Source organism: Blastocatellia bacterium (assembly GCA_035573895.1).
In the GTDB taxonomy this organism is placed as follows: Bacteria; Acidobacteriota; Blastocatellia; order HR10; family HR10; genus DATLZR01.
In genome coordinates this window covers 21,150-42,696 of the sequence record DATLZR010000029.1, presented here as the reverse complement: position 1 = coordinate 42,696, position 21,547 = coordinate 21,150, and the positions used below count along the sequence as shown (strand labels likewise).

General features: G+C 58.9%; 19 protein-coding genes. 7 read left to right on the top strand and 12 right to left on the bottom strand.

Going from position 1 to position 21,547, the window contains the following annotated elements; translation table 11 throughout:
* Window positions 1–2 precede the first annotated feature (2 nt).
* Window positions 3–2,105, top strand: coding sequence for a hypothetical protein (locus VNM72_03545; protein ID HXF04472.1), 2,103 nt, complete (start codon window positions 3–5; stop codon window positions 2,103–2,105).
* Window positions 2,106–2,177: 72 nt separating this feature from the next.
* Here VNM72_03545 and VNM72_03540 read toward each other — a convergent pair whose 3' ends face one another.
* Window positions 2,178–2,504 carry a hypothetical protein gene (locus VNM72_03540; protein HXF04471.1) on the bottom strand — a complete coding sequence of 109 codons (327 nt, stop codon included), beginning with the start codon at window positions 2,502–2,504 and terminating at the stop codon, window positions 2,178–2,180.
* A gap of 414 nt (window positions 2,505–2,918) precedes the next feature.
* On the opposite strand from VNM72_03540, the gene VNM72_03535 reads away from it, so the two are divergent.
* Window positions 2,919–3,323, top strand: a complete 405-nt coding sequence (locus tag VNM72_03535) for a 4Fe-4S ferredoxin (GenBank protein HXF04470.1) — start codon at window positions 2,919–2,921, stop codon at window positions 3,321–3,323.
* Window positions 3,324–3,536: 213 nt separating this feature from the next.
* Here the strand turns inward: VNM72_03535 and VNM72_03530 are convergent, their stop codons facing one another.
* The 8 genes from VNM72_03530 to VNM72_03495 all read right to left on the bottom strand — a co-directional run bounded on the left by VNM72_03530 (window position 3,537) and on the right by VNM72_03495 (window position 12,667).
* Complete coding sequence (locus VNM72_03530) at window positions 3,537–4,400, bottom strand: HEAT repeat domain-containing protein (protein ID HXF04469.1); 864 nt, start codon at window positions 4,398–4,400, stop codon at window positions 3,537–3,539.
* A 52-nt stretch (window positions 4,401–4,452) separates the two neighbouring features.
* Window positions 4,453–6,618: an AAA family ATPase gene (locus tag VNM72_03525; GenBank protein ID HXF04468.1), complete on the bottom strand. Its 2,166-nt coding sequence runs from the start codon at window positions 6,616–6,618 to the stop codon at window positions 4,453–4,455.
* A 35-nt stretch (window positions 6,619–6,653) separates the two neighbouring features.
* Entirely contained in the window at window positions 6,654–7,586 is a 933-nt protein-coding gene (locus tag VNM72_03520; protein HXF04467.1) for an RluA family pseudouridine synthase, read from the bottom strand.
* 98 nt (window positions 7,587–7,684) lie between these two features.
* A complete protein-coding gene (locus tag VNM72_03515; GenBank protein ID HXF04466.1) occupies window positions 7,685–8,137 on the bottom strand; it encodes a hypothetical protein in 453 nt (150 codons plus the stop codon).
* Window positions 8,138–8,387: 250 nt separating this feature from the next.
* Window positions 8,388–8,528: a hypothetical protein gene (locus VNM72_03510; GenBank protein HXF04465.1), complete on the bottom strand. Its 141-nt coding sequence runs from the start codon at window positions 8,526–8,528 to the stop codon at window positions 8,388–8,390.
* 791 nt (window positions 8,529–9,319) lie between these two features.
* Entirely contained in the window at window positions 9,320–10,168 is an 849-nt protein-coding gene (locus tag VNM72_03505) for a hypothetical protein (GenBank protein HXF04464.1), read from the bottom strand.
* A 1,073-nt stretch (window positions 10,169–11,241) separates the two neighbouring features.
* On the bottom strand, window positions 11,242–11,592 hold the full coding sequence (locus tag VNM72_03500) for a di-heme oxidoredictase family protein (GenBank protein ID HXF04463.1): 351 nt from the start codon (window positions 11,590–11,592) through the stop codon (window positions 11,242–11,244).
* Window positions 11,555–12,667: a hypothetical protein gene (locus VNM72_03495; GenBank protein HXF04462.1), complete on the bottom strand. Its 1,113-nt coding sequence runs from the start codon at window positions 12,665–12,667 to the stop codon at window positions 11,555–11,557. The genes VNM72_03500 and VNM72_03495 overlap by 38 nt, the downstream gene beginning before the upstream one ends.
* Before the next feature lie 893 nt (window positions 12,668–13,560).
* On the opposite strand from VNM72_03495, the gene coxB reads away from it, so the two are divergent.
* The 5 genes from coxB to VNM72_03470 all read left to right on the top strand — a co-directional run bounded on the left by coxB (window position 13,561) and on the right by VNM72_03470 (window position 18,237).
* Window positions 13,561–14,352, top strand: coding sequence for a cytochrome c oxidase subunit II (gene coxB, locus VNM72_03490; protein ID HXF04461.1), 792 nt, complete (start codon window positions 13,561–13,563; stop codon window positions 14,350–14,352).
* A gap of 441 nt (window positions 14,353–14,793) precedes the next feature.
* On the top strand, window positions 14,794–16,551 hold the full coding sequence (locus VNM72_03485; GenBank protein HXF04460.1) for a cbb3-type cytochrome c oxidase subunit I: 1,758 nt from the start codon (window positions 14,794–14,796) through the stop codon (window positions 16,549–16,551).
* A gap of 9 nt (window positions 16,552–16,560) precedes the next feature.
* Entirely contained in the window at window positions 16,561–17,241 is a 681-nt protein-coding gene (locus tag VNM72_03480) for a heme-copper oxidase subunit III (GenBank protein HXF04459.1), read from the top strand.
* A 9-nt stretch (window positions 17,242–17,250) separates the two neighbouring features.
* Window positions 17,251–17,886 (top strand): cytochrome c oxidase subunit 3, encoded by a 636-nt coding sequence (locus VNM72_03475; protein HXF04458.1) that lies wholly within the window; start codon window positions 17,251–17,253, stop codon window positions 17,884–17,886.
* A 27-nt stretch (window positions 17,887–17,913) separates the two neighbouring features.
* Window positions 17,914–18,237: a cytochrome C oxidase subunit IV family protein gene (locus VNM72_03470; protein HXF04457.1), complete on the top strand. Its 324-nt coding sequence runs from the start codon at window positions 17,914–17,916 to the stop codon at window positions 18,235–18,237.
* Window positions 18,238–18,545: 308 nt separating this feature from the next.
* Here the strand turns inward: VNM72_03470 and cyoE are convergent, their stop codons facing one another.
* The 3 genes from cyoE to VNM72_03455 all read right to left on the bottom strand — a co-directional run bounded on the left by cyoE (window position 18,546) and on the right by VNM72_03455 (window position 21,514).
* Entirely contained in the window at window positions 18,546–19,451 is a 906-nt protein-coding gene (gene cyoE, locus VNM72_03465) for a heme o synthase (protein HXF04456.1), read from the bottom strand.
* An 11-nt stretch (window positions 19,452–19,462) separates the two neighbouring features.
* On the bottom strand, window positions 19,463–20,422 hold the full coding sequence (locus VNM72_03460; GenBank protein ID HXF04455.1) for a COX15/CtaA family protein: 960 nt from the start codon (window positions 20,420–20,422) through the stop codon (window positions 19,463–19,465).
* A 234-nt stretch (window positions 20,423–20,656) separates the two neighbouring features.
* Window positions 20,657–21,514 carry a carboxypeptidase regulatory-like domain-containing protein gene (locus VNM72_03455; GenBank protein ID HXF04454.1) on the bottom strand — a complete coding sequence of 286 codons (858 nt, stop codon included), beginning with the start codon at window positions 21,512–21,514 and terminating at the stop codon, window positions 20,657–20,659.
* Between the last annotated feature and the right edge of the window lie 33 nt (window positions 21,515–21,547).

The window sequence follows — 21,547 nt, the reverse complement described above, 5'->3', positions numbered from 1 at the left end:
CCATGAGGGAATGCAGGCTCATTATGCTCGCCGTGCTTTTTCTCCTCTCCACGGGAATGCCCGTCGTCGGAGCACTCCAATCGGGAGAGAAAGACTCGGTCGCAGAGGTTCGTCCGGCGGCCCCACCAGGAGCGAATCCATCGCCTCGGCCACGCGCTCAGGAAGGACTCACCGTGCGCGGTGTGGCAGTTAAGCACACGCTCGAATTTGGACCCCGCTGGCGGGACGTGAGCGGCAACGAGCACGTCTACCGGAGTCACATCAACCTGGGAACCGGATTGAAACTCCTTCACTCGTCGCTGGAAGCAACCGTGCCGGAGAGCAGCGGGCGCTTGTTCGACCTCTTCTCGGTAGCACTCGACAACTGGGGCGGTGATCCTTATAACACGGCGGATGTGCACCTGAAGAAAAACCTCGTCTACGACCTGCACTATCGCTACCGGAAGATTGATTACTTCACCTTCATTCCCGATTTCGCCAATCCTCTTTTCGACCGGGGAATTTTATTCGACCAGCACAGCTACGATTCGACCCGTCGGATGTCCTCGTTCCGGTTAGAGTTATTCCCCGATGCCGATCGCTTTCAAGCCCATCTGAGCTACAGTCGCAATGCCGCTTTCGGCCCGGCCTTCACCACCGTCAATCTGGGCGGAGATGAATTCCTCATCCGTCGCCTGGTCAAGAACACGGTGAACGACTACCGCGCGGGAGTGGATCTGCGACTGGGTCCGCTTCGGCTCAGCCTGGAACAAGGATTCCGTCAGTTCAAAGATGATCAGGGGAATACCCTGCCGGGCCGTCTGAGCCTGGGTAACGATCCCGATTTGATTTTCGATCTCGAGCAATTATTCCTCACCGATTTTCTCCGCAGTTACTTTGTCCGGGGGACGGCTCCCCTCACCCGCGTCTCCCTGGCCTCGCACCGGTTGCGGCGGATTGCCTTCACTGCGCGGCTCACCTATAGCGATACCGATAGCGATTACCACTTCGCCCAGTCGTTTGCCGGTCTGGTTTTGAATCGGGAGACCAGTATATTCGCTGCCGATGGCCTATCGAGACATCGCGCCCAACCGACCAAACCCATGACCGTCGCTGACGGGACGGTGCGCGTTGCCCTGACCCGTCGCCTCACTGTGACGACTACCTTTCGAGGGACTCATTTCACCATTGCGGGATCACGATTTCTCACCGAGCAACTGACGGATCGTGATTTTCCCGACGTCCCCGTGGGCAGACAGGAATCCTCTTTCCGACGGACTCGACTCGCCACCGTGACGAATCAGGTGGAGGGGGATGTGCTCCTGACTCCCACGCTCGTCGTGAGAGGGGGATACCGGGTGGAGCACCGCCGCGTCCTCCTCGATCAAACCGATGTGGGATTCGACACGATCTCCGGCCCTGATTTTCCCACGCTCAATCGGCAACGGCGGATCGAAAGCGAGCAAACGACAGAGACGCTGCTGGCCGGACTCAGTTACCGCGTGCGGCGATTTTTCCGCCTTGCCCTCGATTATGAAAACGGGGGATACCTGACGGAATTCACCGGAGTGGATCCTCGCGATTATCAGCGCGGGCGCGTCCGCCTGACCCTCCGGCCGAACGACAAATGGACGATCACGGCTTCCGGGTCGCTCACCGATCAAACGCGGCCGAGTCGGGCGCTTGCTCTGGACCGAACGTTCCGCAATCAAAATCGCGGTCGTAGCGGGGGATTTTCGCTCTCCTGGGCTGCTACCGAACGTGTGGCTGTGGATGCCGATTACACCCGGAGTCACCTGACGGCCCGGATGGCGCTCATAGACGTGCGCGCCGGAGGGGCTCCTCGCCCTTCGCTGCTGTATCGGGAGGACAGCCATGTCTTCCACGGGGGCCTCGACCTCACCCTTTACAAAGAAGCCCGCCTCGCCGTCGGGTATGGCCTGGTGCACTCCGAGGGCAGTCTCCCGATTCGGTTCCACCGCCCGTATGCGCGGCTGAGCGTTCCTCTGCACCGCGCCCTCAGCGTCAATCTGAACTATCAGCACTACGGCTACAACGACCGGTTCCGATCAGTTCAGGATTATCGCGCAAACCTCTTTACCACGAGCCTGAAAGTTTCATTCTGATACGCCTGTCCTGCACGCAATAAATCGGTCATCATCGAGACATCGTCCGGCTGCCCGGTCCCGTCCCCCGGTTCAGGCGGCTGGCCGCTTCACCCTCATCTCCCGGCACGCCGGATTAGGAGCAAACGCCGGCTGCTCCGTGAGCGCACAGATAGCGTTGTGTTCATCGAGCGGCCAGTGATAGCGACAGTCCCCGCAGAGGAAGAAGGCCTTCTCGGAAACCGGGAACCGGGAGTCCCAGAGAATCAGAAAAAGTGCACTCCACGCGACAAGGTGAAGCAGCATCAGACCAACTATCCCTCCCATCATGAACGTTCCGACGAAGACTCCGGCAATGAGAGTTCCCCACCCCATCCACGAGAGGACACTCTTGATATGTACTAGTGCGTCGCGTTTCATCAGTCACCTCCTCGCCGCTGCTTTTGCGGGCGGCTCGTGAGTAAGATGCCAATTATCGCTCGTGACACACAGTTTGATGTGCAAATTGCGTGCCGTTGCTGGTCCGGTGCCCTCCTTGTCCAACTCTCTGGTTATGACAGATTAGGCGGAGTGAAATGAGGCGCGGCTCCATCGGCCTCCTCCGCAATGGGGCAACTACCACAGCTCCGGGTGAAAGCTCGCGCTCCGTCATGACCAGGTGGGGCGAGAAACGTCCTTAATCCGGAGAAATCACCCTCGCGCATGGATACGGTGTCCCGCCGCATCGCAGGGAATTGCTCAGTATGGACATACTGTGCTAGAGTAGGATTCACGCTCGATGGTCGTGATGAGATTCGAGGACACTGTAACGGCTCGGGCAAGGAGGAGAGTTCAATGACTACTGCCCTCATCATTCAGAAGCGCGCGCCGATTTCATCCGGGCGCACCGACCTTCGCAAACGCAAGCCCAAACTCGTGGCTGTGATCAACGAGAACTGCACCGGGTGCGCGGGTTCGCCGGCCTGTGTGGAATACTGCCCGGTTGACAAGTGCATGTTCTGGGTCCCTGACGAAGAGCATCCTCCCTTCGGGCGCATCGAAGTGGATAAAACGCTTTGCATCGGCTGCGCCAAATGCACGAGCAAAGGGCCCGACGGAACATTCCTCGACGGCTGCCCCTGGGATGCCATTGACATGGTTCGCACCGAGGAATGGGAGGCAGCGCGCGGAGTTCGGTTACCCGATACTCCCAATCGTCCCCCGAGCGAGTGGATGATTGTCCCCGCTGAGTACGTTTGATGGCCAGGGCGTTCTCACCGCGAGATCTGGTCCAGGCGGGCTGATTTCACCCGGGCAATTGCTCCAGAGGAGACGACATCTCTTCTCGGAGCCATAAAGCACCTTCGGCCAGGAGAAGAGCTATCCCGGGCTCACGTCAATGGGGAATGCGACGGCCCCAACGGCCACCAAAACTTCCTCTTCACCGCGCTGTGCTTACCGGCTTTGGCCGTGTCATCCCGAAAGGCGCTGTCGAATGGCGCGAGCCGTGAAGACGGCTTGCTGGCGCACGGCATCGGACATGCCATCCACGCCACTGGCGTAGCGATCCACTTCCGGCAGATCGTCGGCGTCTCCGATCAGGTAGAGTGCCCGCAGGGCCTCGTAGACCGTTTCGCTCGCCGGAGTGATGCGGATCAGTTCGCGTCCGGCAGTGACGCGCGAGCCCACGGGAACAAGGAGAACATCGGCTCGTCCCATAAGAGGTGATCTCACCTTCACGACCTGCCCATCGTCTCTCGTCAGGGAAACCAGTCCCGTTCCCGGACGGACCGATGTGCCCGGTTCGATGCTGGCCGTGACTACACCATCGCTTGGCGCGGTGATGACATGCGGTTTGAGCATCTCCCGGATCGTCTGCCGACCCCTGGTATCACCAAATCGCACAAGCGCAAGCGCCGCATTCCACCGCACCATCAGAACGGGATCCTCAAGCAACCGGACGAGCGCCTGATGAAATTCGGCGGATTCATTATCCTGGCCCATCACCCAGGCGACCGTCTGTCGAATCTCGGGTAAGGGGTGATCGGCCAGGGCGACAATCCTGGGATACCATCGTGTGACCGACCGATCTCCCCGCATCATACGGTCAGCAATCCGCGACAGCGCATGCTGGGCGTGCCGTGGCTTCTCCTGATCGTTCAGGTAAGCCTCGATCTGGCTGTCGGTGAGGGGTCGCCCGAACCAGGTCAGATACCAGGTCAGGAAAGGAACAAACACAAACAGGAAGGCGAGAACCATCAACAGAGCCGGTGAGGGACGGCGCTTCTGTGGCTCCGTGCGCGAGGGAGGCTGAAAGGAGATTGGCGTTCTCATCATCTCAACCGCCGCGAATTCTATAGAGGAACCACCACAGGGTCAAGAGACCGTTTCATCGTTCCTGGAGTTTACGCAAACACATCTGTTCGACAGCAACGGTGAGGTGGCGTTGGGCGATGACCGGTGAGGGGAGAGACGCAGTCGTTCCCTCCGCGAGGTGTTCTTTGATCGCCAGTAAGGCAGCTTCCTGACAGACGGCTTCCACGTCAGCTCCCGTGAAGCCGCAGGCCAGGTGCGCCAATGCGAGGAGGTCAACATCGTCAGCCAGAGGGCGACCGCGAAGGTGAATGGCGAAAATCTCCTGCAGAGCTGCCAGATCAGGTAACGGGACTTCAAGCAAAAGGTCAAAGCGGCCCGGTCGGAGAAGCTCCGGCGGGATATCATCGAGGCTGTGAGCTGCCGCCAACAAAACAACCCCGCGCAGTTCTTCCAGTCGGTCAATCTCACGAACCAAATCGGCCACGGCTTTTTCTGCCAGGCTGGCCATCTCTCCGCGTTGACGGACGGGCGACAGCAAATCGAGATCATCCAGGAAAATGATGGAGGGAGACATTTGGCGGGCGCGGTGGAAAAGTTCCCGAATGATGTGCCCCGACGATGCCGCACACTGCGAGAGAATGTCGGATCCGCCAAGGGAGAGGAAATTAATCCCCGTTTCTCCCGCCAAGGCACGCGCCAGCAGGGTCTTGCCTGTCCCCGGCGGGCCATACAGCAACACGCCGCGAACCGGTCGAGCGCGAAGGTCAGCATATACCTTTGGTGATCGGAGCGGATGGATGACGGCTTCGAACAGGAGCCGACGAATGTGGGCGAGTCCACCGACATGATCCCATCCCACTTCAATTAGCTCCCCTATGGAAGATTCCGGGCGCAGGGAGGTTATCGTTCGCAGGGCGTTGAGGAAATGTTCCATTGTAATCTTGAGATCACTCAGCATCTCTAACGACAGCCGCTCTGAACCCGCATGCTCGATCAAGACATCCCGCATAGCCGAAAGAGCCGCTTCCTGACAGAGCGCCCGTAGATCGGCTCCGACGAACCGGGGCGTCAGCTCGGCGATCCGCTGCAGGTCAACGTCCTCAGCCAGCGGCATCCCCCGCGAATGAATCTCCAGAATCTCAATCCGATCCCGGTAGGTGGGGACACCCAGATGAATGACACGTTCAAACCGACCCTGACGCCGAAGCGACGGATCGAGATTATCAGCATTGGTTGTCGCACCAATGACGAGAACACGATCGGTCGGATCGAGGCGATCAATTAAGGCGAGCAACTCCGCCGTCGCTCGTTTCTCCCAGCTTCCGGCGACCAGGTTCTGACGCGAGGCGATCAGATCAATCTCGTCAATGAAAAGAACAGCCGGCTGCCGGGCGCGCGCCTGAGCAAAGAGACTTTCCAGCACGGACTCGTTCTGACGGTAAGAGGCGAAGATGATCTCCGGCGCGCTCGTCGAGATGAAGGTCGCCTGACAGTTCTCCGTGACCACCTGAGCAATGAGCGATTTCCCCACGCCGGGCGGGCCGCTCAAAAGAAGGGCGCGGGGGGCTTCGATCCCGACGCGGGCGAAGACGTCCGGATGCCCGAGAGAGATCTCAACCACCTGCCGCAATTCGGCGACCTCTCGTTTCAGTCCGCCGATGTCTTCGTAAGAGAATCGTCGAGAGCATCGGACCGGCGGCGTGTCCGAGGACTCGGCAATGCTGATCTCAAAATCGGTGGTTAGCTGGAGGATCACTGGCCCGCTCGGATCGGTGGCGACGACAGCATACTCCTGTCCGCTCGTCCCGAAGAAGGAAACGCGAACCATATCTCCGACGACAGCGGGGATTCCGTCAAGTTGCCGGGCAATGTACTTTATCGTCTCCTCCCGAGGCAGAGGGGTTTCCGCCTCGGACAGGGGCCGCAGGGTCACGCGCGTCGCCAGCGATCCCTCAACGGGGCGGACGGTGACTGGCGCATCCAGGCCGACGCCGGCATTCTCCCGGATGATCCCATCAATCTGGATGACATTGGTCCCTCGCTCAATCCCCAGCGTGGGCATCGCGCGGGCAACCGTCCGTCGCTGCCCGACGATTTCCAGGAGTTGACCGGGCACAATACCGAGCAGCTCTAAATCCGCGGGATGTAACCGGGCCAGACCTCGACCGACATCGCGGCAACGTGCCTCAACGACACGGAGAATTAGCTCGGTTGGTCGCTGATCCCCTGGGTTCTCCATACGCGCGACGTAATTCTAGCCGATGGAGATCGCCATCAGCAATTACCGTTCGTGCGATCGAACTCCCGGCGAGACTGCCTGCCGTCAGACCGAATCTCGTCGAGCAGCGAAGCCAGATCCGACGGAAGAGGCGAGCGGATGTCACACCAGTCTCCGGTGCGAGGATGATGGAACACGATCCGCCAGGCATGAAGAAAATGACGAGGAAATATGGGCCCGGATGCTTCAGATTCCCCGACGGACTCAACCCGATCTCTCCCGTAAAGCCGATCCCCAGCGACGGGATGACCACAGGCCGCCAGGTGTATCCGAATCTGATGCGTGCGTCCCGTTTTCGGTTCCGCCTCGACGAGAGTGAATCCGGGCAATCGTTCGCATACGCGAATGGTGGTGAGGGCGGGCCGTCCCGCCTCCACCACCCCCCAATGGGGATACCGGTCAGCCACCCATCCGATGGGCCAGGTGATGTCAAACGTCTCCTCGGCAACTGTTCCTCGAACGAGCGCCAGGTAGTATTTGCTCACACGGCGCTCTCGAAAATGTCGGGCCAGCACGCGGTGTGCCTGCTCGGTCTTGGCCACGACCACAAGGCCCGACGTCTCTCGATCCAACCGGTGAACCAGCCCCGGACGAGAGGGCGGTTGCTGGCTTTGCAGATAAAAACTGAGGGCATTCAGCAGCGTTCCCGATGTGACTGTGCGCGTGGGATGGACTAACATCCCGGCGGGCTTGTCCACCACAAGCAGGTGCTCATCTTCAAAGAGAATCGTCAGAGGAATGGGCTCGGGGATCAGACCGGGGGATGGCGCTTCGGTGATCGCGACGGTAACGACGTCCCCTTCGCGCAAGCGATAATTCGAGCGGGAGGGTTGACCATTCACTCGAATTCTCCCCTCGGCCGTCGCGCGGCGAAGGACGACTCGACTGATTTGAGGAAACTGCCGGGCGAGAAAGTGATCCAAGCGCATGCCCTGCCAGTCGCGGGAAACATTTAGCTGGACTTCTCCCCCATTCCCCATAGCGTCGTGAGTATAGATTGAGAGCTGAAGCAATCGAAAGGGGAAGCTCAGCCGCTTGTGCTGCGCCGCGCTCTATCGAAGCCCATCCCTGATCCGTACTCGCAGGGAAAAAGCCCCGCGCGAGGCTGCGCGGAGACCGCCACATTTATGGCGATAAAGCTGCCTTCCGGGTCCATCGTGAAAAGTGACCGGGCAAGGATCAGGAAGCTTTTGCCAAGGTCATGTGTGCGTGAATCCCGCTGAAGCTGTGCCAGCGCCGCGTAGTAAAGCTCCTTAATAGCCTGCTCCTCCTGATTCGCTGCCGTCATCGCGCGGGCTACCCAATCAACCACCAGAGTTCGCCCAAGCGGGTCACCGATCTTGAGCGCATATATCTTTGCCTGGACCCAGTCGGCTTCGCCCAACGTTTTCCTCACAAGCGGACCGTATACGCCGACGCTCGCCCTTCGCCGGAGTTCGTCGTTCTCGATCCTCGACAGGAGTTCCTCAGCCAATCGCACATCTGCCCTCAGCGCTGCGTCTATTGCTAGCTTCCTGTACTCTTCGCCGCGGGCTCTCGAATCTCTGCTGGTTTTCACCTGCGACGCGGCCTTTTCAATCTCCCGGGTGTCATCCTCCGCAGCGGCTTCAGGCTTGACATGTCAACAAAACGGGGCGCAGGCGTGGCCGGGGCGGACTCACCGCGAGCCGCAAACAAGAGTTCCGCGGCAAGGGCCGGGTTGCGCTCGATCTCCTCCGTGGCGACCACCATTACGGCATCCGCCTCGGGAGTCCAGTCAAAAACAGCCGCTTGTGTGGTGCCCCCGTGGGATGTATCTCCGCCAGTTCTTTTATCAGCTCCGGCTTAAGCCTCGCTATTCTCCGCAGGATGGAGGCCTTCAGCTTGCTCATTTCTTCCTCCCTGTCGGTCGCCGAACGGCCTGAGGCCTTCGCCTCAGCTTTCTTATCGGCCAATCCCCGCAGGCGGCTGAAAGCCGTCTTGGGCACAGAATGAGCCTGATTCCTATTGAGATCCCACAGGAGTGGGGGCTCATCTTGCATATGAACCCCCAGATCGTCCCTTCGGGCTATCTATCTGTGCGCAAGATAATCTCCCCGCCTCACTGAGCACGCCCGGAGAAACCAGAAGCTCAATCTCCAATGCAGCAAAGGGACGCAACAAAAAACCATAGCGATGCATGATCCTGACCTCCGGCTAAGCGTAGGTAGTCGTGTCAGCCCAATTTTTGCATGCCCACCCCGTTAAGCTTAACCCTCATCGCAGGAGTTCTATCGCAAAAGAGCACAACTAATGGTGATCGAGTTAGGCTCAACGGCCTCTGGGGAAGCGACGGCATGTTCTGCTCTCGAAGCTACGCTACATCTCACCGGGAGGGCAGCACCGCTCCTCGCTACAGTTGTTCGGATCCCAACTCCAGCAGCAAACGACGCCACAAGCGCCATTCAGAAACTGCCCAACTCTCAACCGATATTTTCATTAAGTGATCTGGTCCATGCTGTGGTCTTTTGCGGGAAAGACCGGAGAGTCGAAGTAGCTTTTTGCAGGGCTCGCGTCTTCCTCAACTTCCTTCCTCAAAGATCCCACCTCTCCGGTCTCCGCCATCTCTCTTCGGACGGATCAAATTCGCCAGATGAAATGAATCCTCACCTGTGGTCTGTTCGATTCCCGACTGGGAGCAGCATCACCTCGACGGCACTTGAACCGTCCCCCGCTCAAGGTCAACGACGTAAACGACTTCTTTGGCCCTCACCCTGATCGCGCGTCTATCGCCCACCCACTCCACCGCCGTCACCCCCAGCTTCTCCCCCAATTTGAACGCCCTCGGAGCAACTCCCACTTCCGATCCCCTCACGTCGAGAGCTAACACCACCAACCAGAACCCTCCCCGATGCTCCTCCACAAACGCGACCTCCCGACTCTCCGCGGACCAGAATGACCCGCTTTTCACCTGATGCCGCTCGCTGAGATCCTCATACCACCGATCCTCAGTCTCTCCCCAAGGACGCAATTCCGGATAAATTGCACGGGCGGCCGCGTTGATCCTCATCTCTTTGAGCGGCAGCTCGACGCCGATAACACTCAACATGATCTCATCCGACTCATCCTGCGGTGGCTTATATCCGTATCGAGGGAGCCGTCCCCTGACAAAAACCATCATTCGACCATCAGGTGAAAGGGCGAAGTAGGCATCTGCATACAGATGGTGCGTTTGCTTCCCGCTCTCCACATCGAAAATGACCACGAATTCGCCCCTGACCATAAGGAACCGCTCATCTATCCATTTCACGCTGCTGATGACTCTGGAGAGCCACAGGGTGGGTCGAATTTCTCGCACCTTCTCGCCCGTCTCCAAATCTACAACGACAAAGGTAGGAAGCGTTGCCTCCATCCCGTATGCCGTCCAGGGCCGACTGTAGACGACCTTTCGCATCATCGGGCTCACCGTGACATGCTCCTTGACAGAACCATCGCGGGTCAGCTGCCTCAACACTCCAGATTCCTCCCGGACGAAGATCTCGTTGTTGATCACCTGAACCTCCCTGCCTCTCTGACCCATCCAAAAGATCGGAACGTGCCCCAGGCTAGAAATGAGCAAAAGCGTCAAGCTGATGGGAATCATGAGTACCCTCCTTTCATAAGGCCTTCCCCATCATATTGATCTTGATAACCCGCCCGACGGGATTGGTTCATTGACTACAAACCGCTCGCCCAATCCCACCGTAATAATCAATCCAATCTTGGGGAGGAGGGGGACCCGCCCCGGTATCCTGGACTATCCGGCATCCGATCCCCTGAATAAAAACGGGATGACTACATCTCAAAATCGGGTGCCGGTGCCACACCGCCACCGTGGTGCCAACCGTAGGGATGTCTTGGCAAGCTGTCCATAAGCTCGCAGGCCTCCGGTACCTCCTGCCCTCAAAAGCGGGACAGTTGGCCGGAGGATTCGTGCAGGAGAATTCGATCTGGATCACTGTGTTGGTGCGATCAATCCCGCTCCCGTTGAGATTGACTCCCCCTGGCGACCCTGTCCCTCTTCGCTAAGGAAGTTCCTCTTAAATTCTCGTGTGGACCACTCTGGCAGGAGCTGGTTGCGGTGCATGCAGTCACCTCCGGCCCAGTGAACTGGCCTTCCCCATCCCCCGGGCATACATCAGTGACAGTCTTAACTATTCCGGGATGGCTGCCCAATCCCGCAGTGAGCACACGATCCCCACACGTCAAGTGAAGGTGATTCGGCATTCGAGCCACAGTTGTGCTGTCCAGCGATTGTCCGCTGCAAACCGGTTGATCAAAAGGGAGCGAAATCCCTCCCCCACCCGCCAAAATGGAGCATGCAATGGGATCGGTCGAAAATGAGCCGCCCGTTTGGTCAAAACCTGCTACCGCAAAGCTTCAAGCTGCCGCTCCCGCTCGGCTTCTTGAACCTCGTTTGACGACGCACTCTGTTGCTCTTGAGGATAAGGGTTGGCTCGTGCCCTGGGGGCCACACAAAAAGCACAAGGACGAACAAAAGGGCTATAGCTCTCTCCGATGCAAGTGTATACGCTTGACCTCCGTAAATCCCATACAGGGGGAGTTGCGTGAGTCCCCACGAAAAAACTACTGGTTCCACTCCCTTCCAGCCATCCGCCGCTGCCGCACCAACTCCTGCAACTCGCTTTCGGTCAGCACCGGCGGCGCTCCCGGAGGCAAGACCTGCAACGTCTTCGAAAACTCCACGATCGCCGCCTGCTTCTTCTCCTTGAGCGCGGCAAATCGCTCTCGCTGGGGGCGGGCTTCCCCAGCGTGATGGAGGATCGCTTCGGTGATGGTCGTCAGATCCCCTCGATGTCCATAAGGGGCCGTGCTTCCCACATCCCACAACTTCCGCGTAAGGAATTGTTCCGGCGGCACTCCATCTTGAACCTTCCGCTCATTGCAGAAGAACTGATCCTGCTCGTCGCAGATCACGTGGCGCTTCAGGTCCGTATAGGCCCGCACGATAGCCCTGCCGTCGGACGTTCGCTCCAGCCGAGGTCCCGGCCCGTCGCGCGTCAGATCGAACGTGATCGGGCGCGTGACCTCCTCCGGACGCAAATTCCCCGGCGGGATTGAAGGGATTGGGCTTGCTGAAGACGGGATTGTCCAAAAGAAGCGCCGGACGATGGCAATCGGTACACCCGATCGCAGCGAAAAGCTGCTCCCCTCGCTCGGCCGCCGCCCGTCGCACAGGATCATCGGGCAAGACCCGCCCCGGAATATTCATCGCCGCTTGAAAGAGCGTCAAAGCTGTGATGTCCCCCACGGTCAGCTCATCCGGCACCCCATCTTCGTCAAAATCCGACGTCGTGATGAGGTTCCCCTGACTGTCCTTCTGCCCGACGCCAAAGCGCTCCACGGCCTGCATCCCGTGATGATGGTTCATGGCATTGATGGAGAAGACCCGCAGCGAGACGACCGTCCCCTTTTGATTAAATGGCTTGATGATCAAGTCGCGATCTACTCCCTCGACTCGCGAGGCATCCACCGTCCCATCGGGATGGGCTGTGATCTGGCCAAAACTCACCCCCTTCGTCGCAAGCGCCCTCGTCACTGATCGTCCTGATGACCGAGCCTCAGCCACGGCCGCTGCTCGGATGGCTTGCAGCTGCAGGCTCATCTCGCGGGCGAGCATTTCGATCGCCCCTGATCCGTTCATCCCCAACGTGTTCCGCTCATTGGAGAATTCGGCGGAGATAGAATCGGTCGGGGGATCGAGTGTCTGCGCCAGAACGAAGACGTTGGCCACAAAGCCCCCCGCACCGCCAACGGTCGGCTGGAAATGGCAATCGGCGCAGCTTGTCGCATCCGGCCCCGAAACGCGCGAGAAGCGTCGCGCATTGTTCCGATCGCGCTTGGTCGGCACGCCGCTCCCGGTCGCTGCCGGACGCCCTTGCCCGTCAAGCGTCGTCCACCGAGCGGCGAAGATCCGCTCACCGACTTCCAAAAGCTCATCAAACGGAATCCGACCTCCTTCGATCTCGGCCTGATCCAGGTGCCTCTCCAAAGCTGGCCGCTCCCCGAAGCGTCTTCCCTCCCTTTGCGCACCAACTTCGTTATCTCCGAAAACGGCGAAACCTCCAAGCAATAACCCACAAGAAACCAGTTTTATGATTTGACTGTACATACCTCGGCTCCAGAATATTTCCCTAATGATCCCACTAGCAATTATAGGCAGTGCGACCCGGTTTGTCATTGTCAAGCAACCTGAGATCAAGATCGGTCTCGATAAAGATCACGAGCATCGGCGGTAGCGGGCGAATCCCCCACCGGCCTGCTTACTTGGGTGCCTGAGCCGCGCGCTCTTGCGATGATCGCCGCAGTGGCCCGCCCGGTTCCCTTCCGTAAGCTGGCGAGATGAAGCATCCCCTTGCCCCTGGAGAGAGCACCACCCCATCAGCACTCACGGACCATCCCTCAGCCGTTTCAATCATGACTGCTCGACCGTGCGGTCACGCGTCCCCAGCAGAGCGTTGGAAGGGTGAGCTGGATCGGGCCGATGTGGAGCAACAGGCCTTCAGGTTGAAGCGCCAGCTTGAGCAGATCAAAGATCGCAAGGTGCGACCCTAAAAGAGTGTATGGACCGACAGGCCTGATGGTACGGGAGGGGCCCAGGAGTGGCGAGAGTTTTTACGGAAGTACCGGGAGATCGAGAAGGCCTCGCACGACCGGCGCGAGGAGACAAAAGAAGGTCGCTCCACCTGCGAGGTGGGCCCCGCATCAGCGATTTGCTGTTAGGCTTGCTGGGGCGAGGCGGGATGACCTTGGGCGGCCTCTCCGGAAGACGGGATGGACGCGACCTTCAACGCTGACGGTGTAACACCCTGTCCGTTGACAACCCCAAGGGGCTTTGCTATAAAACGGCCTTACATTTAATCTCAAACAAAGGAGCGTTCGCCGGTGGGGGTTGCACTTGCAGTACTCATCTGGGTGATTGCTATTGCGACGACACTTCTCTTTGCCGGAAAACACTGGTGGTTCCCCGAATCCATCTCCGAGCACGGTCAGGACCTCGACGGCCAGTTCGCGTTGACGATCGGGGTCATCGGTGTTGCTTTCATCCTCGCTCAACTGGCTCTCGGCTACTTTGTCCTCCGCTATCGTGCCAGGGGCAGCGAACGGGCCAGCTATTGGCACGACAACCCGAAGCTGGAAGTGGCCTGGACGGTCGTGACGGCGATTGTCTTCGTCGGTCTTTCCGTACTCAGCCAGCGCATTTGGGCGAAAGTTCACCTGACTGAACCGTCCGCCGACGCCGTCCCCATCGAGGTCACGGGGCAGCAGTTTGTGTGGAACATTCGCTATCCGGGACCCGACGGGAAATTTGGCCGCACGAAACCCGAACTCATCAATGATGTGGATAACCCGGTCGGGCTCGATTTGACCGATCCGGCTGCACGTGACGACATCGTGACGGTGAACCGGATGGCCATCCCGGTTAACCGCGACATTCGACTCATCCTTCGCAGTAAAGATGTCATTCACAGCTTCTGGGTCCCCTGGCTGCGACTGAAACAGGATACGGTTCCGGGGCTGGCGATCACCATTCACTTCAAAGCAACGAAGATCGGAGAATACGAGATCGCCTGTGCTGAACTCTGCGGACTCGGACACCATCGGATGCGAGGGTTTTTGTCGGTTCAGTCGGAAAGCGACTTCCAGCGCTGGTTACAGCAACGAGCAAGCCAATGAAAAGCTTTTCTTGCATGGGGGGAACAACGATCGGTCGTTGGCCCCAACAGCGAGCGGGTTTCGGCCTTCCGGTCACACTCGGCGATCTTCGGCATCGGTGGAAAATCCTCAATCAGAAATTCCCGGACAGCGTTGCCGGTGAGTGGCCGTTCGCGGCAGAGAACATCGGTGGAGACCGATCCCGCCCTTGGCTAAAGGCATTCGGGCGGTATGCTGGGGGACTCGGCTCCGCCCAAAAGGCGTTCCAGCACTGGCGGAATTGCTCACGGAGCACGGGAGGGCTTCTCGGAAACGATCAAAAACCCGAACTGCCAGCGGCTGAAAGATGCCCATGGATGCCGCGTCCATTGGCGTTTTTCGTGGGCTTTTTTCCGAGGATTTGATCATAAAAGCTCAGGCCAAATCTATGCCCTCTGTGGCTAATTTTCGGAGGAGGCAACGATGACGGACGCCGTCACTACTCATCACCCGCCGAGCAGTTTCATTCGCCGCTATATCTTCAGCACCGATCACAAGATCATCGGAATCCAGTATCTGATGCTGGCGCTTGTGGCGGTTTTGATCGGGATCGTTCTCTCCCTCTACATGAGGTTACGCCTGGCCTGGCCCACCGAAACCTGGCCCTTGCTTTCCAAGCTCTTCCCGGAAGGGATGGCCAATGGAACGATGACGCCGGAGTTCTACCTCTCACTGATGACCATGCACGGAACGATCATGGTCTTTTTCGTGCTGACGACGGCACCGATGGGAGGATTCGGCAACTATTTCCTGCCCATCCAGATCGGCGCTCGTGATATGGCATTCCCCGTCCTCAACATGCTGTCGTTCTGGGTAACACTGGCCTCTTTCCTGGTGATGCTGGCGGCGCTTGTGGTGGAAGGAGGGGCGCCAATTTCCGGCTGGACGGCCTATGCTCCCTTAAGCGCCATCGGCGAGGTGGCTGGGCCGGGACTGGGTATGGGTCAAAATCTCTGGATCATCAGCATTGCCCTCTTTTGCCTGGCGTCGTTGCTGAGCGCCCTGAACTTTATCACCACCACGATCAACCTCCGGACCAAAGGGATGTCGCTCAGCCGATTGCCCCTGACGGTATGGGCCTGGTTCACGACGGCGGTGCTGGCGCTGCTGGCGTTCCCGGTCTTGCTGGCCGGCGGCATTTTGCTGCTTTTGGATCGCATTGGAGGAACGAGCTTCTTCGTCCCGGCTGGCATGGTCGTCAGTGATAAGATCATCCCTCACAAAGGGGGCTCTCCGCTATTGTGGCAGCATCTCTTCTGGTTCTTCGGTCATCCTGAAGTCTACATCGCCATCCTGCCGGGCATGGGGCTCACGTCGCAACTTCTTTCGACCTTCGCCCGTAAGCCGGTCTTTGGTTATCGAGCAATGTGTCTGGCGATTTTCGCCATCGGGCTCCTGGGGTTCCTCGTGTGGGGCCATCACATGTTCATCAGCGGAATGAGCCCTTACTCCTCGATTGCCTTCTCGCTTCTGACGCTTTCGATCGGAGTCCCATCGGCGATTAAGACCTTCAACTGGCTGGCCACGCTCTGGGGAGGCAAGATACGGTTCACGACTCCCATGCTCTTCGCCATTGGATTTGTCTCGCTCTTTGTGAGTGGAGGCCTGTCAGGATTGGTTCTGGGCCAGCCCGCTCTGGATCTCTACTTTCACGACACCTATTTTGTGGTCGCTCACTTCCACCTGATCATGGGGGTGGCGGCGATTTTCGGGATCTTCGCGGGCGTTTACTACTGGTTCCCCAAGATGTTCGGTCGCATGATGAGCGAGGGGCTCGGCAAGATTCACTTCTGGCTCACCTTCATCGGCGTCTACGCCATTTTCGTACCCATGCACATCATGGGCATCGTCGGCCATCCGCGACGCTATGCTGAGAGCATCGGTTACGACTTCCTCAAGCCGATCATGCCGATTCATGAGTTCATCACCTATGCGGCTATCTTCACGGCCGCCGTTCAACTGCTTTTCCTGTTCAATATCGTGTGGAGCCTGGCCAAGGGACAGAAAGCGAGCGTGAATCCCTGGGAGGCCACGACCCTGGAGTGGACGGTTCCCTCACCGCCGCCACACGATAACTTCGGGCACACGGATCCTCTCGTTTACCACGGGCCGTACGAGTACAGTGTTCCCGGAGCCGAGAAAGATTTCATCATGCAAACCGAAGCCCCGGCCAGAACCTGAGACGACGATATGATTCCCTCGGTAACAACAACGACGCGGGTGCGAACCCCGGCGCTCGGCCAGCGGCCCGGAGCCGGGCGTCCCGATGATGGCCGACCGCCCGATCGGGGGGAGCCACCGCCTCCGTCGCCGCGCACCTATCGGCTGGGGATGATCTTCGCACTGGCCGGGATTTCCATGCTCTTTCTGGGATTCACCAGCGCTTATGTGGTCCGCCAGGGACTCGGAGGGGATTGGCAACCGTTCGATTGGCCTCCTGTTCTGTGGGTGAACACGGTGGTCCTGCTCACCAGCAGCGCCACCTTGTGGCGGGCGGGGGTTTGTTTTCATCATACTCACTGGCGCGCGTTCGCCCGATGGACAACGGTGACGTCTCTTCTGGGTCTTGGATTTCTCGCGGGGCAGCTCTGGGTCTGGCACCAACTCCGGATGCGCGGCATCTATCTGAACACAAACCCCAACAGCTCCTTCTTCTATCTGTTGACGGGAACGCACGGCGTTCATCTCGCCGGAGGGATAGTGGCGCTGCTGTGGCTGAGCATTCTCGCCTGGCGACTTGTTCGCCCGACCGAAGCCACGTCAGCGACTATTGCTCGCTGCCGCATTGCGGTTGATGTCACGTCGCTCTACTGGCATTTCCTTGATGGATTATGGATCTTCTTGGTGTTACTCCTTTTCCTCTGGAGGTAAACGACCACCATGGCGAGCGCACGCGTGGAGAATGCGAAAGAGTCGGTGTGGGGTGGAGGCGTCCTGCCTTACGCCATCGGCTCGAAGAAATTAGGAATGTGGTTGTTCATCGTCTCGGATTCGCTCACCTTTGCGGGATTGCTCGTCGGCTATAGCTACCTTCGCGTGGCGAGTCCGCACTGGCCGATGCCCTTTCACCTCTGGCCGTCCATCGCGATGGCCAGCTTGATGACATTCTTTTTGCTCTCAAGCAGCTTGACGATGGTGCTTGCCGTCTCGGCATCGGCGCGAGGAAACCGGTCCCAGGCCGCACGCTTTATCTGGCTGACGATTCTCGGCGGGTGGGCCTTCATCCTGCTGCACGCCAATGAATGGCGAGGTCTCATTCACGAAGGGCTCAAGCTCACGGAGAATCCCTGGGCCCCCGACGTACCGCTTTTCGGCGCGGCGTTTTTCACCCTGACCGGACTGCACATGTTTCACGTCTTCAGCGGGACCGTCTACCTCGCCGTCATCGCTCTGGCCTACGCCCGGGGACGACTCACGCACGAGGATGTGGAAGTGAGCGGCCTCTACTGGCACTTCGTTGATCTCGTGTGGATGTTCATCTTTCCCCTCGTCTACCTCCTCTCGGTCAAGCTCTGACGCGAGGGAGACCTACGGAGGCATCTTATGGCACACGAACACGCCGCAACAACAACGACTCATTCGGAGACCAGCCACCGCCTCTATTATATGACGTGGGTCTGGCTGCTGATTCTCACGGCAGTCGAAGTCTTCCTCGCCTACGAGCAGCTCTCGGTTCACCTGATGATCGTCCTGCTCATGGGCATTTCGATCGTCAAAGCCGCGCTCATCATCGCCCATTTCATGCATCTTCGGTTCGAGAAGCTCAACCTCGTCTTCACGCTCGTGCCGATGATGGTCATTACCATCTCTCTGCTGGCGGCATTTTTCCCGGATAGCTTCCGTCTGAACGAGCTGGGCGTCCGCTGACCGACCGCCGGAGCGGGAGAGAGGATCAAACGGGAGCTTCTTGATCGCCGTCCGACACAGGGAGGGAAGAATGATGAGAACTTGTCTCCGGCCACCGCTGGTCCCGGCGAGCTTGCTCATTCTGGCCGATGCGCTCTCCGGCTTCGCTCAATGCGCCATGTGCAAAACGTCCGTCGCCGCCGCGTCCAACACGGATCACATCAGTCGCGTTTTGAACCTGGGAATTTTCGCTCTTCTGGTTCCCGCCTTGCTTCTTTTCGTCGCCATTTTCGTTCTCATGTCACGCTGGCGCCAGGAAGAGACCTGGGCTACAGCCGACCGAGAACCATGGCCAGGAGCAGAAGCTGAAGGTAAATCACTGAGGCGTGGATGGCTCGACGTGCGTCCCATTTGGAACGAGTGATGGCCGCTCGAATACAAACGGCGAGGAAATAGATCCCGAGGATGATCGCTGCCACCAGATAGATCACACCCGACATTTTCATCACCACCGGCAGAAAACTCACGCCAACGAGCATCCCCGTGTAAAGGACAATTTGCTGTCCCGTCACTTTCCCCGCCGGATCAACGACCGGCAACATGCGGATGCCCGCGCGGGCGTAGTCTTCCCGGTAGAGCCAGGCAATCGCGAAAAAGTGGGGAAACTGCCAGAGGAAGAGCAGAGCAAAGAGAACCCACGCTTCCAGAGACAGCTCTCCCCGCGCCGCCGTCCACCCCATGACTGGAGGGAGGGCACCGGGGATCGCACCCACCGCCGTGCAGAGCGTAGTCTTGGTTTTCAACGGCGTGTAACCGAAGAGATAGCTCACAAAGGCCGCCGCGCCGACGAGGGCCGTCAGTCCGTTGACGAAGAAAAGAAGAATGACTTCGCCAGCGACCGAGAGGGTGAGGCCAAAAAGAAGGGCGACCTCCGCCGTCAAACGACCGCTGGGGAGTGGACGACGCTCGGTCCGCCGCATCTTCCCATCGAGCCGGCGTTCCAGATACTGATTCATCGTAGCGATACCGCAGGACAGAAGCGTAATCCCACCGGTGGCGACGCCGAGCCGGACGAAGTCGAGGGGACGGTCGGACCCGAGGAGAAACGCCGTCACCGCCGTCATGATGACGAGGAAGCTGATCTCCGGCTTGGTCAGCTCGAACAGGGCATACAGCCGGGCCAACAGCGGCGATCGCTCGGTCAACTGAATGAGAAGTGCCTGAGCGCGCTCCATAAAAGGGTGCCTTAGCTCGAGGTCATCGGTCGAGGAACCGCCGTGGAGAGTTCCCTCTTTTCCATCCCCGCCCCGAAAACACGATGGAGACGGAGGGCGAGCGTCAATGTCGCTGCCAGCAACACGGCCCCACAGGCGAGGTGGCTCACGGTGAGAGAAATCATCGGCTCCATCGGCTGCGGATCCCCGATTGAGGCGCGTCGTGCAAGATATGCCGCAATACCGAGAGGAACTTGAACGAGCAAGGTCCCCAGAACCCAACGGGCAGGACGTCGAAGCAGGGTCCGCGTCGGCTCCAGTGTTGCTGCTGACGGCGTTCGGGTGACACGCAGCACCGATCTCACCGCGAGAACGAGCAGCAGGCTAACGACTCCGGCTCCAACAGCGTGAGGAATGATACCGATAGCCTTGTGACGATAGGCCGCGCCGAGAATGAGTTGAACGAAGAGGGCCGCCACAGACAAACTCGCCAGCGCCCTCGCACGCGAGGGTTCCTTCGCACTTCCCTCCCCCTGCGGAGATAACGCTTCCCATCGAGCCGATGTGATCTCCACGAGGACAATGGTGAGACTGAAGAAAAGTTGGGCCAGCGTCGCATGAATGATCGCCACCGGGACACGATACTCCAGCAACAGAACGCGCACGCCTCCCAATAAGCCCTGGGTGACAACGGCGATCAACGCGGCCCATCCGACATGACGGATCCAGGGTCGTTGTTCCCGTCGCCACAGCCAGAGGTTCAGCACGAGGGTCAGCACTCCGACGCTCGCCGCGACCACCCGATGCGTGTATTCGTAAACGACATTGCCCACCAGATATCCCAGGGGAAGAAGCCGCCCGAAAGCCAGCGGCCAATCGGGAACCGAATCTCCCGCTTCATTGCTGGTGACCAATCCTCCGATAATAAGCAGGAGCAACGTCATCCCCGCCGTCATACAGGCCAGGCGGTGTCCCCAGGGACTCTTTGTCATGTCCCTCATACTCGTCAAACGCGAAGAAGCAGGGAGCTATCAGCGCGGCAGGTGCTGCTGATCTTGGCAGAAACTCACGACCTGCCGTTCGTGATGCACCCGACGTGGGAGAGTCACGCGCTTCCGTCAACAATCACCGCGCAGGCCTCTCCCGTCAGTGAACCCTCATCGAGAGCGAGAGAGCACTTTCGGAGGCTGAGGCGACAATCCCCCGCCTCCGGTCTGAATCTTCTCTCAATGGCCTTCGGCGTTTGCTCCCTCGCCGCAGCACGGGAGAACCAGTGCCGGCATCATCTTCAATGATCCGGGCCGATAGGCCTGCGTCGCCTGATAGGTGAACTCGATGGACTTAGCCTCCTTGGCGGCGAGCGTCACCCGGGTCGTCTGCGCTCCGTACTTCTCGTGCCAGGCCTCGATTTCGTATTCACCCGGCGGCAGTCCCTTCAATTCGAAGGTCCCATCGGCTTTGCTCACGGCATAGAACGGATGGCGCAGCACACCGATATAGGCCCGCATCCAGGGATGCTGATTGCACTTGACCGGGATCATGACTTCGGCGCGAGCGAACGTCTTGATGATCGGGGGCGAGCCCGGTGGCTGACTCACGTTCCACTCGGGATTGTTCTTGGGCGAAGGATGGATGTTGTGGTTCGTATTGTCGGACGAGGTGATTTTCAACGGCTGATTCGCCTGGATGCCCAGGACGTGCGGAACATAAACGCACCCGTCCTGGTCGAGCACGACTTCCTCCTGGGGCGTTGGAAACGACCACTTCTCCGCTCCACTCTTGACATAAATGAAGACGTTCTGGAGCTTGCCATTATTGACGATGACATCCTCGGCCAGCGCATTGGGGTTCTTTTGAGCGCACACCGGATCGGCATCCATCTGAATCTTCCGGCGGGCCGGCGGCTCACCGGTGAAGTTGACGACGCCGGTAATGGTTGCTTCATCACCGGTGGGCTGATAGGTCGCCGCCATTTGCTCGGCCGGTTGCTCCTGTTGCTGTGTCTCTTCCTTCTTGCCGCAATTTGTAAAGAAAAGGGCAAGACCGATGATCAATGCGAGAGAACGTGTCATCGAACGAACCATGTCTCTTTTTCCTCCTCCGAAGAATGTAGCGCA